This is a genomic window from Microbacterium ureisolvens (assembly GCF_019511645.1).
Classification (GTDB): domain Bacteria; phylum Actinomycetota; class Actinomycetes; order Actinomycetales; family Microbacteriaceae; genus Microbacterium; species Microbacterium ureisolvens_A.
On the sequence record NZ_JAEUAX010000007.1, the window covers coordinates 30,554 to 43,281 of the forward strand.

16 protein-coding genes are annotated in these 12,728 nt (G+C 70.2%); 7 read left to right on the top strand and 9 right to left on the bottom strand.

The window, feature by feature from the left end:
• Window positions 1–2: 2 nt before the first annotated feature.
• The gene (locus tag JNB61_RS13500; protein ID WP_220339966.1) at window positions 3–956 is read left to right on the top strand and encodes a glycosyltransferase family 2 protein; all 954 of its coding nucleotides are present in this window, start codon (window positions 3–5) and stop codon (window positions 954–956) included.
• A gap of 24 nt (window positions 957–980) precedes the next feature.
• Here JNB61_RS13500 and JNB61_RS13505 read toward each other — a convergent pair whose 3' ends face one another.
• Window positions 981–2,993 (bottom strand): ABC transporter ATP-binding protein, encoded by a 2,013-nt coding sequence (locus JNB61_RS13505; protein WP_223214843.1) that lies wholly within the window; start codon window positions 2,991–2,993, stop codon window positions 981–983.
• Window positions 2,994–3,040: 47 nt separating this feature from the next.
• On the opposite strand from JNB61_RS13505, the gene JNB61_RS13510 reads away from it, so the two are divergent.
• From JNB61_RS13510 to JNB61_RS13520, 3 genes are all read left to right on the top strand, one after another.
• Window positions 3,041–3,250: a hypothetical protein gene (locus JNB61_RS13510; protein WP_159843327.1), complete on the top strand. Its 210-nt coding sequence runs from the start codon at window positions 3,041–3,043 to the stop codon at window positions 3,248–3,250.
• Between the two features lie 131 nt (window positions 3,251–3,381).
• Entirely contained in the window at window positions 3,382–4,911 is a 1,530-nt protein-coding gene (locus JNB61_RS13515) for a DHA2 family efflux MFS transporter permease subunit (protein WP_220339967.1), read from the top strand.
• 91 nt (window positions 4,912–5,002) lie between these two features.
• Window positions 5,003–5,605: a carboxymuconolactone decarboxylase family protein gene (locus JNB61_RS13520; RefSeq protein WP_220339968.1), complete on the top strand. Its 603-nt coding sequence runs from the start codon at window positions 5,003–5,005 to the stop codon at window positions 5,603–5,605.
• Here the strand turns inward: JNB61_RS13520 and JNB61_RS13525 are convergent.
• The 4 genes from JNB61_RS13525 to JNB61_RS13535 form a co-directional block, all read right to left on the bottom strand.
• Window positions 5,592–6,095, bottom strand: coding sequence for a hypothetical protein (locus tag JNB61_RS13525; RefSeq protein ID WP_220289792.1), 504 nt, complete (start codon window positions 6,093–6,095; stop codon window positions 5,592–5,594). The two genes, JNB61_RS13520 and JNB61_RS13525, sit on opposite strands and share 14 nt — an antisense overlap.
• Before the next feature lie 34 nt (window positions 6,096–6,129).
• Window positions 6,130–6,252, bottom strand: coding sequence for a hypothetical protein (locus tag JNB61_RS20310; RefSeq protein ID WP_262927522.1), 123 nt, complete (start codon window positions 6,250–6,252; stop codon window positions 6,130–6,132).
• A 63-nt stretch (window positions 6,253–6,315) separates the two neighbouring features.
• Entirely contained in the window at window positions 6,316–7,155 is an 840-nt protein-coding gene (locus JNB61_RS13530; protein ID WP_220339969.1) for a DNA-formamidopyrimidine glycosylase family protein, read from the bottom strand.
• Window positions 7,156–7,194: 39 nt separating this feature from the next.
• Window positions 7,195–7,485, bottom strand: a complete 291-nt coding sequence (locus JNB61_RS13535; RefSeq protein WP_220289795.1) for a hypothetical protein — start codon at window positions 7,483–7,485, stop codon at window positions 7,195–7,197.
• 222 nt (window positions 7,486–7,707) lie between these two features.
• On the opposite strand from JNB61_RS13535, the gene JNB61_RS13540 reads away from it, so the two are divergent.
• Window positions 7,708–8,121, top strand: coding sequence for a CBS domain-containing protein (locus tag JNB61_RS13540; protein WP_220289797.1), 414 nt, complete (start codon window positions 7,708–7,710; stop codon window positions 8,119–8,121).
• Between the two features lie 40 nt (window positions 8,122–8,161).
• Here the strand turns inward: JNB61_RS13540 and JNB61_RS13545 are convergent, their stop codons facing one another.
• Together JNB61_RS13545 and JNB61_RS13550 are read right to left on the bottom strand one after the other, a co-directional pair.
• Window positions 8,162–9,127: a TIGR03885 family FMN-dependent LLM class oxidoreductase gene (locus tag JNB61_RS13545; protein WP_220339970.1), complete on the bottom strand. Its 966-nt coding sequence runs from the start codon at window positions 9,125–9,127 to the stop codon at window positions 8,162–8,164.
• 106 nt (window positions 9,128–9,233) lie between these two features.
• Window positions 9,234–9,602 (bottom strand): DUF7882 family protein, encoded by a 369-nt coding sequence (locus tag JNB61_RS13550; protein WP_220339971.1) that lies wholly within the window; start codon window positions 9,600–9,602, stop codon window positions 9,234–9,236.
• Window positions 9,603–9,793: 191 nt separating this feature from the next.
• Here JNB61_RS13550 and JNB61_RS13555 point away from each other — a divergent pair, with 191 nt between their 5' ends.
• Entirely contained in the window at window positions 9,794–10,273 is a 480-nt protein-coding gene (locus JNB61_RS13555) for a MarR family winged helix-turn-helix transcriptional regulator (RefSeq protein ID WP_159843309.1), read from the top strand.
• Between the two features lie 6 nt (window positions 10,274–10,279).
• Here JNB61_RS13555 and JNB61_RS13560 read toward each other — a convergent pair whose 3' ends face one another.
• Complete coding sequence (locus JNB61_RS13560) at window positions 10,280–10,531, bottom strand: hypothetical protein (protein ID WP_220339972.1); 252 nt, start codon at window positions 10,529–10,531, stop codon at window positions 10,280–10,282.
• A 145-nt stretch (window positions 10,532–10,676) separates the two neighbouring features.
• On the opposite strand from JNB61_RS13560, the gene JNB61_RS13565 reads away from it, so the two are divergent.
• A complete protein-coding gene (locus JNB61_RS13565; protein WP_220339973.1) occupies window positions 10,677–11,429 on the top strand; it encodes an EI24 domain-containing protein in 753 nt (250 codons plus the stop codon).
• A gap of 25 nt (window positions 11,430–11,454) precedes the next feature.
• Here JNB61_RS13565 and JNB61_RS13570 read toward each other — a convergent pair whose 3' ends face one another.
• Window positions 11,455–12,639: an aminotransferase class I/II-fold pyridoxal phosphate-dependent enzyme gene (locus JNB61_RS13570; RefSeq protein WP_220339974.1), complete on the bottom strand. Its 1,185-nt coding sequence runs from the start codon at window positions 12,637–12,639 to the stop codon at window positions 11,455–11,457.
• Window positions 12,640–12,728 lie beyond the last annotated feature (89 nt).

The following is a 12,728-nucleotide window of genomic DNA, read 5'->3' on the forward strand; positions in this document are numbered from 1 at the left end:
ACGTGCCCCCCGCCGTCACCGTCATCGTCCCTGGCTACGACGTGGCCCTCTACGCGGCTGAGGCGCTCGACTCGCTGCGCGCGCAGACCCGCGGCGACTGGGTCGCGATCCTGGTCGACGACGCCTCGACGGATGAGACCGGCGCGCTGTTCGATGCCGCCGCCTCCGCCGACGAGCGGTTCCAGGTCGTGCATCACCGGGAGCAGAGCGGGCTCGGCGCGGCGCGCAACACGGCCCTCGAGCTGGTCCGCACCCCGTTCGTCGGGTTCCTCGACGCCGACGACCGGCTGACCCCGACGGCGCTCGAGCGACTCGTCGGCACCGTGGCCGCCAGCGGCAGCGACTTCGCCGTCGGCGCGTACGTGCGGCTGCGCCCCGACAGCGCCGGCGGGTACGAGGCCGGCAGCGTTCAGCCCTGGGTCGCCGCCGCGACCGATCCCGCGCGGGTCGGCACCACCCTCGAGCAGCACCCGGATGCATCAGGCAACATCGTCGCGTGGTCGAAGGTGAGTCGCGCCGACCTGTGGCGGCGCACCGGACTTCGGTTCCCGGTCGGCAAGGCGTACGAGGACCAGATCGTCGCGCAGCAGATGTACACCCGCGCCCGGGCTTTCGACGTCATCCCCGACGTCGTCGTCCAGTGGCGCGAGCGCGCCGACGGCTCCTCCATCACACAGCACAAGGGGGAGCTCCCTGTGCTCCGCGACTACCTCGAGGCTCTCGCCGGAGGCATCGAGGTGCTGGATGCCGCGGGCCAGCCGCGGGCCGCGGCATCCCGCGTCCGTCTCATCCTCGCGATGGACCTGCCGCCGCTCGTCGACCTCGCCCGCGACCACGTCGACGACGCCTACCGGCGGGAGCTCGGCGCATTCGCGCGCACGCTGTGGTCGCGCAGCGACGGGCTCCGTCTGTCGGACCCTGCCGCCACGGCTCTCGCCGCCGCACGCCTCTGGTGACGACAGCACGAGGCGGTGCAGGCCTCAGTCCGCGCGCCACTTCGGATCGCCGACACTGCCGCGGCCCGCGGCGAGCACCTCTTCAGGGGTGACGACGGGGGTGTCGGGGGGTGTGTCGGCGCGGCGATCGGGGTGATCGGCGGGCGGCTCTGCGTCCTCCGCCTCCAGGATCCTGGTGGTCGCGAGCTGCTGCGCGGCGAGTTCGGAGTAGAGCCCGCCCGCCGCCAGGAGAGAGGCGTGCGTGCCGGATTCGACGATGCGCCCCGCCTCGACGACGTGGATGACATCCGCCGCGATCACCGTGGACAGGCGGTGCGCGATCGACAGCGTCGTGCGGCCCCGCGCCGCGGCGTCGAGCGCCTCCTGCACGACGCGCTCCGACACGGTGTCGAGAGCCGACGTCGCCTCGTCGAGCAGCAGCACGGGAGGGTCCTTGAGGAGCACCCGGGCGATCGCGATGCGCTGCTTCTCGCCGCCGGACAGCCGGTACCCGCGTTCGCCGACGACCGTGTCGTAGCCCTTCTCGAACCGCTCGATCACGTGATGGATGTTCGCGGCGCGGCAGGCTGCCTCGACCTCGGCGTCGGTCGCGTCCGGCTTCGCGTAGCGCAGGTTCTCGCGGATCGTGGCGTGGAAGAGATAGGTCTCCTGCGAGACGATGCCCACGTTGTCGACGATCGACTCCTGGGTCAGGCGGCGCACGTCCTCGCCGGCGAAGAGGACCGAGCCGCCGGATGCCTCGTACAGACGCGGCGTCAGGTAGAGGACGGTCGTCTTGCCGGCGCCGGAGGGCCCGACGAACGCGACGTGCTGGCCGGGCTCGGCCGTGAACGAGACGCCCTGAAGCGTCGCGCGCGCGTCGGCGGCGGCATCCGGGTACCGGAACCGGACATCGCGGAACTCGATGCGCCCGAGCGGGCCCGGGGCGTCGGCGACGTCGATGGCGTCGGGGGCGTCGCGGATGGCCGGCACAAGATCGAGGTACTCGAAGATGCGGGCGAACAGCGCCGACGACGTCTGCAGGTCGAGCGAGACGCGCATGAGGCCCATGAGCGGCATCAAGAGGCGCGCCTGCACCGTCGTGAAGGCGACGATCGTGCCCGCCGTGATGGCGTCGGTGCCGCCGCCGATGAGGTAGCCCGACACGAGGTAGATGATCGCGGGGACGCTCGCCATGATCACCTGGACCACGGCGAAGAAGCCCTGACCGCTCATCGCGCGCCGCACCTGCAGGCGCACCTGGTTGATGTTCTCGTCGGCGTAGCGCGCCGACTCGGTGCGCTGACGGTTGAACGACTTCGACAGCAGGATGCCCGAGACGCTCAGGGTCTCCTGCGTGATGGCGGTTAGCTCCGAGAGCGATTCCTGCGTCTCGCCCGCGATGCGCGCGCGCACCTGGCCGACCCGGCGCTGCACCAGGATCAGGAACGGCATGAGCACGACCGCGATGATCGTGAGCCGCCAGTCGATGAGGATCATCGCCACGAGCGAGGCCACGACGGTGACCGTGTTGCCGAGGATGCTCGTCACCGTGTTCGTCAGCACGCCCGAGACGCCGCCCACGTCGTTCTGGAGACGCGATTGGATGACGCCGGTCTTGGTGCGCGTGAAGAAGCCGAGCTCCATCGACTGCAGGTGGTCGAACAGCTTCACCCGCAGGTCGCCGGTGACCCGGTTCCCGACGGTCGACGTGAGCCACGTCTGCACGACGCCGACGGCCGCCGACAGCAGGAAGAGCGCGATCATCGCGAGCACGAGCTTCCACAGCAGAGAGAGGTCGGGCGCCGAGCCGTCGACGGGGAACAGCGCGTCGTCGAACACGCGCTGCACCAGCAGCGGGGGGATGACGGCGATGCCCGCGCCGGCGACGACGAGCACGCCCGTGATGAGGATCGACCACTTGTAGGGCCGGAAGAGAGCGACCACGCGTCGCCCGAGGTTCGGGATCTCGGGCGCCTCGGCGTTGGCGCGCCGCTGCGCCTCGGTGTCGACCGGACGGAAGCCGGGGTGCCCTCCCCCGCCGCCACCGCCGCGCATGCTCACGTGGCCAGCCTAATGAGCCCCGCCGACGCTAGGCTCGTGCCATGACCTCGACGCCCGACCTCCCCGAACACGACGGCAGCGATCTCGCGGAACTGCGCGAAGAGATCGACGCCCTCAAGGCCATCCCGCACGAGGAGATCGTGAACCCCCTGCCGAAGAACCTCGAGGACCGCGAGCCCGAGGCCGAGCCGACCGACGCGATCGGCTCCGAGAAGTGGGACGACGCGGAGCCCGGCCGCTCGGACAGCTGACCCGGCGCGTCGCCTGATCGCCGACATCCCATCCCCCGGAGCGGGAATGGGATGTCGGAACCTGTGGTTATCCTGAGGGCTTGCCATCCTCGGGTGGCATATCGCTGTCCATCCGAGCCTCGAGGAGACCCATGGCCGCCATCGAAACGACACCCGGAACCGGCAGCATCCCCGCTGCTCCGAGCAGCGCCGCCGGCGGGGCGCCGAAGCTACGCCCCGAAGAGAGCCGCGTCATCTGGCTGCTGCTCGCCGCGGCGTTCGTCGCCATCCTCAACGAGACGACGATGGGCGTCGCGATCCCGCACCTCATCACCGACCTCGGGATCACGGCGCTCTCCGCGCAGTGGCTGACGACCGCGTTCATGCTCACGATGGCCGTGATCATCCCGATCACGGGCTTCCTGCTGCGCCGCTTCACGACGCGCACCATGTTCGTCGCCGCGATGAGCCTGTTCTCGACAGGAACGCTCATCGCCTTCCTGGCGCCCGGCTTCCCCGTGCTCCTGATCGCGCGTGTGGTGCAGGCGTCCGGCACCGCCATCATGATGCCGCTGCTCATGACGACTCTCATGACCGTGGTCCCGGCCGCAATCCGCGGGCGCATGATGGGCCGCGTCAGCATCGTGATCTCGCTCGCCCCCGCCATCGGTCCGACCCTCGCGGGAGCGATCCTCAACAACTTCGAGTGGCGCTGGATCTTCGGCATCGTGCTGCCGATCGCGATCGTCGCGCTCGTCGTCGGCGCCCGCTGGATCCACAATCTCGGCGAGACGACCCACGCCCCGATCGATGTGCTCTCGGTGATCCTGTCCGCGCTCGGCTTCGGCGGTCTGGTCTTCGGCCTCAGCCAGCTGGGCGCCGGCGGGCACGGCGGCGGGGCCGATGCCGCGGCTGCGGCCGCCGCGTCGACCACGACGCTCATCGTGTCGCTCGCCGTCGGTGTCGTGGCGCTCGGCCTGTTCGGCTGGCGTCAGGTCGTTCTGCAGCGCAAGGACGACGCGCTGCTCGACCTGCGCGTGTTCCGCAGCGCCAACTTCTCGCTGTCGATGGGACAGATGGTGATCATGTCGATGGCGTTCTTCGGCGCGATCACGGTCGTCCCGCTCTACCTGCAGGACGTCCTCGGCGTCGACCCGCTCACGACCGGTCTCGTCGTGCTGCCCGGCGCCCTCGCGATGGGTCTCGCCGGTCCGATCATCGGCCGCATCTACGACCGCTGGGGCACGACCGTGCTGCTCGTCCCCGGCGCCGTGATCACCAGCGCGATGCTGTGGTTCTACACGACGTTCGGCATCGAGACGCCGGTGTGGCTCGTCGCTGTCACGCAGACGGTCCTGTCCCTCGGTCTCGCGCTGTCCTTCACGCCCCTGTTCACCGCTTCTCTCGCGTCTCTCCAGCCGAAGTTCTACTCGTACGGCTCGGCGGTCGTGGGCACCGCGCAGCAAGTCGCGGGCGCCGCCGGCATCGCGCTCATGTTCGGCGTGATGGCTTCGGCGTCGGCCGGCGCCACGGCGGCGGGCGCCGACGACGTCGCGGCGGGCGCCGCCGGGACGCACGCCGCGTTCCTCACCGCCGCTTTCCTCTCGCTGCCGCTGCTGGTCGGGGCGTTCCTCATCCGCAAGCCTGCTGACGCGCCGATGGGAGCGCCGGCCGCTCACTGACCCGGCTATCACGCGGATGCCCTACCCCTCGACAAGGGGTGGGGCATCCGCGATTCTGGATGCGCCCGAAGCCCGAGGGGAAGGCAGCACCATGATCGTGACCACTCCGGACCTCGACGGGGCCACCGGCCACGTCGCCGAGATGTACGACGGCGACCTCAGCGGAGACGGCTTCGTCTTCGGTCACACGCGCGCGATGGCGGTCAACCCCGAGGCTCACCAGGCCTTCGAGGCGCTCATCCGGGCCATCGTGCCGTCGATCGGCCTGCGCAACTACGAGCTCGCGACGCTCGGCGCCGCACGCGCCATCGGGTCGGATCACTGCCTCCTCGCCCACGGCCGCAAGAGCCTGCGGGCAGGCATCCTCGATGAGGACCAGCTCGTCCGCCTCGCCCGCGAGGGCGCGGCAGCCGATCTCGACGAGAAGGACATGGCGGTGATCGCGTACTCCGAGAGGCTCTCGACGGATGCCGCCACCATGACCGACGCCGACACCCGGCGCCTGCGCGACCTCGGCTTCACGGACCGGCAGATCGTCGACCTCACCCTCGCCGCGGCCGTGCGCAACTACTTCAGCCGCGCGCTTCTGGCCCTGGCGGTGCCGGTCGACGATGTGCCGGGGCTCAGCCCGGCGGTGGTCGCGGCGCTGCTCGCGCCGGCGCAGGCCGCGCGCCGCGACGTCAGTGGTGGATGACGGCTTTCAGCAGGATGAGCACGCCACCGAAAGCGGCGGTGATGAGCGCGCTCAGAATGCGTGGAAGCCAGTGCGTGCTCCAGCGTGCGACCGCGATCCAGCCGAGTGCGCCGAGCATGACCGTGTTGGCGATGAGCGCCACCCAGAGGGCGGTGGTGTCTTCGATGACCCGCGTCGCACCGAGCAGCAGGATGATCATGGGCGGCACCGACGCGAGGAGCATGCCCCCGGATTGGTGCGCCGAGGCCCGCAGGCTCGCCCGCAGCCCAGCGTGGCCGTCCGTGGCAGCCAAGCGACCCAGTGTGCCGGCGAACACGTGGGCGGCGAAGAACACGATCACGGTGACGGCGACGGTGACGAGCGCCTCCAACGACGTGCCGTGCGCCGAGACGACGATCATGCCCGAAACGAGGATGAGGCCGTAGATCGCCTCCTCCGACATGAGGATGCGCGCGACTCGCGGGGTGATGTGAAGCTGCTCGTCGGTCATCGCCGGCGGATCGTGGTGTTGACGAGAGGAGGCGTCAGTCGATGCTGCAGCTGCCGCCGCCGCAGCACGAACCGGCGGACTCGACCACGGTGAGGAGGTTCTTCTCGTCCGAGACCGGGGCGAGGGTGATCGGGGCAGACTGCGGCGAAGTCGTCATAACGACCATGCTACCCACGGGAACGCCGACCTCGGTCGCCTGGGCACGGGGACGGACCGTCGCTCAGAGCGGGACTCCGCCGTTCTGACAGGTCGGGCAGTACTGCGCCGACGTTCCCGAGAACGTCAAGTCGCGGATCGTGTCACCGCACACCGGGCAGGCTTCGCCCGCGCGTCCGTGCACGCGCATCGAAGCCACCTTGCGGGCCTTCAGCTGGTCGATGGGCACCCCGAGCTGGGCATCGATCGCCCCGCGCACCGTCGTCAGCATGGCGTGGAACACTCGGTCCGCCTCCCCCTCGTCCAGCGCGGACGCGTGGGTCACGGGAGAGACCCGGGCGAGGTGCAGGATCTCGTCGGAGTAGGCGTTGCCGATGCCGGCGAGCGATTCCTGCTCCTGCAGGATCGCCTTGATCTGTTTGCGTCGCCTGCCCAGCGCGGCATCGAACTGGTCGCGTGTGAAAGCCGGGTCGGCGGGATCCGGTCCGAGCTTCGCGATCGCAGGCACCTCACCCGCGTCGCCGACCACGAACAGCCCCAGTGAGACCCAACCGCCGGCGTCCGTCACCTCGAGGTCGCGGTTCCCCGACAACTCGAAGGTCGCCAGCGCCGGCGCGGCGTCCTCGGCGGGCGCGGCAGGCCCGGAGTCAGGCTCGGCGGCGAGCCATCGCATCCATCCGTGGCGACCGAGCGACACCACGAGGCTCGCCTCGTCGAGCACGAGCTCCACGTGCTTGCCGTGGCGTCGCGCGCCCGCGATCGTGCGGCCGGTGATGCTCGCCGGCGGTGTGGAACGCGTCTTGACGGTGCGGAATTCGAGCACATCGACTCCGCGGATCTCTCGGCCGGATGCCTCGTCAGCGAGGAACCGCGCGAGAGCCTCGACCTCCGGCGACTCAGGCATGGCCCCATCCTGCCACCGGGCCCCGACACGCGGTCGGGCTCAGGCGTGGGCCGGCGGGCGGTGAGGGATCGGCGCCGGCTTGAGCGCGCCAAGGCTGCGCGACTGATCGAGCTTCTCGACCGCGGCACGGAACAGTCCCTCCAGCGTCGGGAACCGTGCGGAGCCCAGCCCGACGGCCACCCAGACCGCCTCGTACGCACCCGAGTCGAGCAGTTCGACGTAGGCGATGACGCTCGCCACCTCGTTGCGTGCGACGTCACGGTCACACAGGCGCCACGCGCGGTCCGCGAGGGGCGTCAGGACCAGTTGGCGGATGTCATCGTGTTCCATGCCTGCGAGGGTGAGGCATGCGGCCGGACCCGCGAAGGGGCTTGACACCGCCACGCCGAACGCTCCCGCAGGCGCCCGGCCACAACGAAGCCGACCTGGCTGGGGTTCCTTCGCCAGGAGTGTCAACCCCCTCGGTCGCGCCCGCTCCCCCGCGTACCGTCGCCCGCGACCGGAACGCCGGACGAAATCACCGGCGACCGGCACACCGGAAGGAGAGGAACGATGACCACTGCCAGAGACATCATGACCACCGCCCCGCGGTGCGTCGGCGAGAACGAGACCCTCGTCGACGCCGCTCGTCTCATGGCGTCGCTCGACGTCGGAGCCCTGCCGATCTGCGGCGACGACAAGAAGCTCAAGGGCATGCTCACCGATCGCGACATCGTGGTGAAGTGCCTCGCCGAGGGAGGAGATCCCGCATCGGCCACCGCGGGCAGCCTCGGTCAGGGCAAGCCCGTGACCGTGAGTGTCGACGATGACATCGAGGACGTGCTCGAGGTGATGAAGCGTCATCAGATCCGCCGCGTACCCGTCATCGAGGATCACGAGCTGGTGGGGATCATCAGCCAGGCCGACGTCGCGCTCTCTCTCGCCCCCGAGGAAGCCGGCGAGACGGTCGCCGAGATCTCGTCCTGAGTCTCGCCCGCGCCGCCGAGTTCGCCCTCGTGCGGGCGGGTCATGCTCGCCTCCTCACCGCGGCGAGCAGTCCGTCCCGCGCGCGGGCGAGGAACTCGCCCTGATCCTTACCGACCCCGTGGAGGAACAGCTCGTCGGCACCGGCAGCGGCCAGTGCCGCGAGGTGCTCCGCGGTCTTCTCCTGGTCGGACGAGATGAGCACGCCGCGTTCGAGCGCGTCGACATCGCCGGGATCGGCGAGGCGGTCGAAGTCCTCCGGCTGCATGAGATCCCACATGAGCTCAGCAGGCACGGTCGCCTGGCGCCACTGGTCGGCAGCGATGCGCCGGGCCTCTGCGTCCGAGTCGGCCAGGCTGACATGCACCTGCACGGCGCACGGGCCGCGCCCGCCGGCATCCCGATACGCGGCGATGATCGTTCGGATCTCGTCAGGGTCGTGCCCCACGGTGATGAGCCCGTCGGCCCATGCAGCGGCCCACGCGGCCGTACGCTCGGACGCCGCCGCGGCGCGCAGGCGCGGCGGATCGGCGGGACGCGACCACACCCGGGCGTCGTGCACCCTCACGAGCCCGTCATGGTCGACCCGCTCACCCGCGTGCAGACGGCGGATGACGCCGACGACCTCCTCGAGGCGTTCCTCGCGTTCCCGCTTCGGCGGCCATGCGTCGCCCGTCACGTGCTCATTCAGTGCCTCCCCGCTGCCGAGCGCGCACCAGAACCGGCCCGGAAACATCTCGGCGAGGCTCGCCATGGCCTGCGCCGAGATCGCCGGGTGATACCGCTGGCCGGGCGCCGTCACCACGCCCATCGGAAGCGCTGTGGTCGCCATCGCGGCGCCGAGCCACGTCCAGGCGTGAGCCGACTCGCCTTGGGCCAGGCCCCACGGCGCGAAGTGGTCGGAGCACATCGCACCGTCGAAGCCGGAGCGTTCGGCCTCCTGCACCGCGGCCAGCAGGCGCGACGGCGGGAGCTGTTCGTGTGAGGCGTGATAACCGAGGAAGACCATGCACTCCAGCCTGGGCGGCGGCCGGCGAACCGCCCACGTCGTTGCGGGTGCAGGATCGACGTGGTAACGGATGCTGCTCCTGGGCCGGTTCGATTCGCCGGCGTCCTCACGCGGCGGGTTGAGCCCCTTGCTTCACGGACTTCTGGGGTGCACGGGACGGAGTCACCGCCGGCGCCAGGAGGTGGATCTCATCGAGGTCGAGGATGAGACCGGCGTTGGAGTTCGCCCCGGCGGCCAGTCGAGCCAGGAGCGCACGGTCCATGCGCGGTTCGTCGACGTTCTCGAAGACGAAGCGGAGCGGGATGGACGGTTCCAGCCACACCGACGAGCATCCTGAGCCGTCGGCGTGGTGCCACGACAACATGAAGCTCTCGTGGCGGCGCAGCTTCGTCGTGACGACCAGCTTCACGTGCGCGAGGAGGTGCTCCGGTATGCGGATGGGGGTGCCCTCGGCACCGTAGACGAGTTCGCCCATGGGAACTGCTCCTTCCGGAGGCATGTGCTCATGGTAGTTCGAGTTCGCACTTTTCGATAGTGAGAATCACATCATCTAATGTTCTGGACATGAACTTTCTCTTACTGAAGGTTTCATGTCCGAGAGATTTGTGGTCGAATGAAACGGATCCCCTCCCATCGACGGAGAGGGGCAGACGAGGGAGGGTACTCGTGGCCAAGAGCACGATGCCGCCCACGGCGCCGGCCGATGGGCATCGGCCCGACGTGGCAGGCCTTCTCGAGCGCCTGCGGCTCGCCGAGGCGAAGCTCGCCCGTCGTCGCGAGCAGCAGACCGGTATGAACGAGACGGACCGCGCAGCGATGCGCTACCTGCTCGAGCGTGTCGATTCGGAGGAGATCACGCCTTCCATGATCGTCAGGGCGCTGCACCTGTCGCCCGCCTCCGGCACCGCCCTCATCGACCGCCTCGTGGCACGAGGACTCGTGGTCGTCGGGGGGCATCCGCACGACCGGCGCAAGAAGATCATCCGTCCCTTCGACCGGAACATCGACCCGGATCATCTCGACCCGCTCACCATGCAGCTGCGTGGCCTCGCGTCGGAACTGCCCGCGAGCGACGCCCGCGTGGTCGCCAGCTTCCTCGAGGATGTCCTCGCGATGGTGTCGAAGACCGCTGTCCCCGTAGGCTGACGCTGGTCAGAGCGCGACGGGCGCGAGTCGTTGCGCGATCCGGTCGAGGGCGTCGCGGATCGATCCGAACTCGCACACGCCGGCGGATCCGGTGACCCACAGGACGTAGACGCGATCGTCCTTGCATTCGAGGTACGCCACCACGCGTCGCGGATCCGTGGCATCGAGCGACGGGTCGCAGGCGACCCAGCCTCCCGATCCCACCCACAGCAGCTCGGGGCGACGGGGCTGGACGGCGGGCATCGATGTCTCGAGCATGGCGACCTCCGAAGTAGCTGCTGTTCGCGGCATCGCGCGTCAGCATCAAAGATCCTCGGCGAAGGGTGCCGTGCAGAGGGGCTTGACGGCCGCCCGGCCATCTGCGTGTGCGATCCGGCGGCGGGGGCGCCTTAGGCTGACTCGGATGCGGGAGTTCATCGGAGGAGTCGGTCTGCTGGGCCGCGGCTTCGCGCAGTGGCGACGCCGGCCGGCTCTCATGGCGCTCGGCCTCGTCCCCGCCGCGATCGTCGGCCTGCTGTTCCTGGGCGGGCTCGTCGCGCTCAGCGCCTCGCTGCCCACGCTCACGGAGGCGATGACACCGTTCGCCGACGGCTGGCCGGGCGTGTGGGCGACCGTCTTCCGCGTTGCGGTCGGTACCGCGCTGCTCGGCGCCGCCCTCGTGCTGGTGGCGGTCTCGTTCACGGCGCTCACACTGCTGGTGGGCGACCCGTTCTACGAGCGGATCTGGCGAGCGGTCGAAAAGGATGCGGGCACTTCGCAGTTCGACGCCGCATACGGGTTCTGGCGCTCCGTCGCGGATGCGCTCTCGCTGATCGTGCGCGGCGTCGGCATCGCGCTCGCTGCGGCGCTGATGGGACTCATCCCGGTCGTCGGCGGGGTGGCGAGCACCCTCTTCGCGGTGCTGTTCACCGGGTGGCTGATCGCCGACGAGCTCAGCTCGCGCGCCTTCACCGCTCGGGGGCTCGACAGGCGGGCGCGAAAAGAGCTGCTGCGCCGCGGGCACGGGCGAGTGCTGGGTTTCGGCGTCGCGACTCAGCTGTGCTTCCTGGTGCCGCTCGGCGCGGTCGCCACGATGCCGGCGGCCGTGGCCGGAGCCACGCTGCTCGCGCGCTCGCTGCTCGAGCCGGTCCCACCGGCCCCGCAGGCGCGGGCGTGACCTGAGAGATTGCGCCGCCGCCGTCTCATCGCGGCGGGTCGCGGTGCGCGGCGACCTCGACGAGATGCGGGATCGCGCGGTCGATCATCGTCATGGTCGCCGTGAGGGAGATCCGGAACTGGTGCGGCTGGTCGAACAGCGAGCCCGGCATGACGTAGACGCCGCGATCCTCGAGAGCCGCGCAGAACGCCTCCGCGTCACCCCCCGGCGCCTTGCCCCACAGGTAGAACGTGCCTTCCGGCCGGGTGAGCTCGTAACCCGCGTCCGTGAGCGCGCCGTACATGCGATCCCGCTTGCGCGTCAGCTCGGCCATGTCGATCGAGAGGGTCTCGAGCTCCGGCAGCGAGTACTGCATCACCGCGTCGGGGAATCCCCAGCCGATCGCCAGCCCGAGCGGGAAGAGCGCGGCGCGCAGCTCCTGCCGGTCGGAGATGGGGATGAGCGGCGACAGCGCGAGGTAGCCGAGCCGCGCGCCCGGCGCGAGCAGCACCTTTCCGTAGCTGTAATCGATGACCGTCCACGGGTAGAACGCGGCCGGGCTCGTGAACTCGACGCCGTCGAAGCGGATGCGGCGATACGGCTCGTCCGACATGAGCCAGATGCGGCGTCCGTGGGCGCGCGACGCCTCTTCGAGCGCTGCGGCGAGCGCCTCCCACGTCGACGGCGGATACACGCGGCCGGTCGGGTTGGCCGGTGAGTTGACGACCACGATCCTCGTGCGCGGCGTGATGGCGCGCGCGATGGCGTCGACGTCCAGGTCGAACGTCACGGGGGCCAGTTCCACGCCGACCGGGACCAGGTCAGCGGCGCGCAGCATCGGCGGGTAGCAGAACCACCCGGGCACCGGGATCACGACCTCGTCGCCCGCGTCGGCCAGCAGCGCGAACGCGAGCGACATCGCACCGAAGGCGCCCTGCGTCATGGCGATGTCGTCCGGCTCGAAATCGAGTCCCAGCTCGCCGGAGAGCGCCCCCGCCACGACCTCCTGCGCGGACCGCTCGCTGCTCTTGTACGCATACCAGTCGACGGAGCGCGGCTCGGCGTGAGCGCGGATGGCGGCCGGGAGCCCCGGCAGAGCCATCTCGTGGGGGTTTCCGAACGCGAAGACCAGGGCGTCGGGGTCGGAGGCGACGACCTGCATGCGCGAGAAGTAGGTCGCGACCACGTCCACCGCCGCCTTCGCCGCCGTCGCCCGCGTCGACATCGCCATCGCAGTCACCTCTCGCCCCCAGTGCCGATCCGTGATCCGCCCAGGATCCCAACTGGCGCGGGACGCGTCAATCTCTGCTCGCATCGAGC

Bases quoted from the DNA above. Each gene is read 5' to 3' on its own strand.
- JNB61_RS13505 (WP_223214843.1), bottom strand. From the start codon at position 2,993: ATGCGCGGCGGTGGCGGCGGGGGAGGGCACCCCGGCTTCCGTCCGGTC.
- JNB61_RS13510 (WP_159843327.1), top strand. From the start codon at position 3,041: ATGACCTCGACGCCCGACCTCCCCGAACACGACGGCAGCGATCTCGCG.
- JNB61_RS13515 (WP_220339967.1), top strand. From the start codon at position 3,382: ATGGCCGCCATCGAAACGACACCCGGAACCGGCAGCATCCCCGCTGCT.
- JNB61_RS13520 (WP_220339968.1), top strand. From the start codon at position 5,003: ATGATCGTGACCACTCCGGACCTCGACGGGGCCACCGGCCACGTCGCC.
- JNB61_RS13525 (WP_220289792.1), bottom strand. From the start codon at position 6,095: ATGACCGACGAGCAGCTTCACATCACCCCGCGAGTCGCGCGCATCCTC.
- JNB61_RS20310 (WP_262927522.1), bottom strand. From the start codon at position 6,252: ATGACGACTTCGCCGCAGTCTGCCCCGATCACCCTCGCCCCGGTCTCG.
- JNB61_RS13530 (WP_220339969.1), bottom strand. From the start codon at position 7,155: ATGCCTGAGTCGCCGGAGGTCGAGGCTCTCGCGCGGTTCCTCGCTGAC.
- JNB61_RS13535 (WP_220289795.1), bottom strand. From the start codon at position 7,485: ATGGAACACGATGACATCCGCCAACTGGTCCTGACGCCCCTCGCGGAC.
- JNB61_RS13540 (WP_220289797.1), top strand. From the start codon at position 7,708: ATGACCACTGCCAGAGACATCATGACCACCGCCCCGCGGTGCGTCGGC.
- JNB61_RS13545 (WP_220339970.1), bottom strand. From the start codon at position 9,127: ATGGTCTTCCTCGGTTATCACGCCTCACACGAACAGCTCCCGCCGTCG.
- JNB61_RS13550 (WP_220339971.1), bottom strand. From the start codon at position 9,602: ATGGGCGAACTCGTCTACGGTGCCGAGGGCACCCCCATCCGCATACCG.
- JNB61_RS13560 (WP_220339972.1), bottom strand. From the start codon at position 10,531: ATGCTCGAGACATCGATGCCCGCCGTCCAGCCCCGTCGCCCCGAGCTG.
- JNB61_RS13565 (WP_220339973.1), top strand. From the start codon at position 10,677: ATGCGGGAGTTCATCGGAGGAGTCGGTCTGCTGGGCCGCGGCTTCGCG.
- JNB61_RS13570 (WP_220339974.1), bottom strand. From the start codon at position 12,639: ATGGCGATGTCGACGCGGGCGACGGCGGCGAAGGCGGCGGTGGACGTG.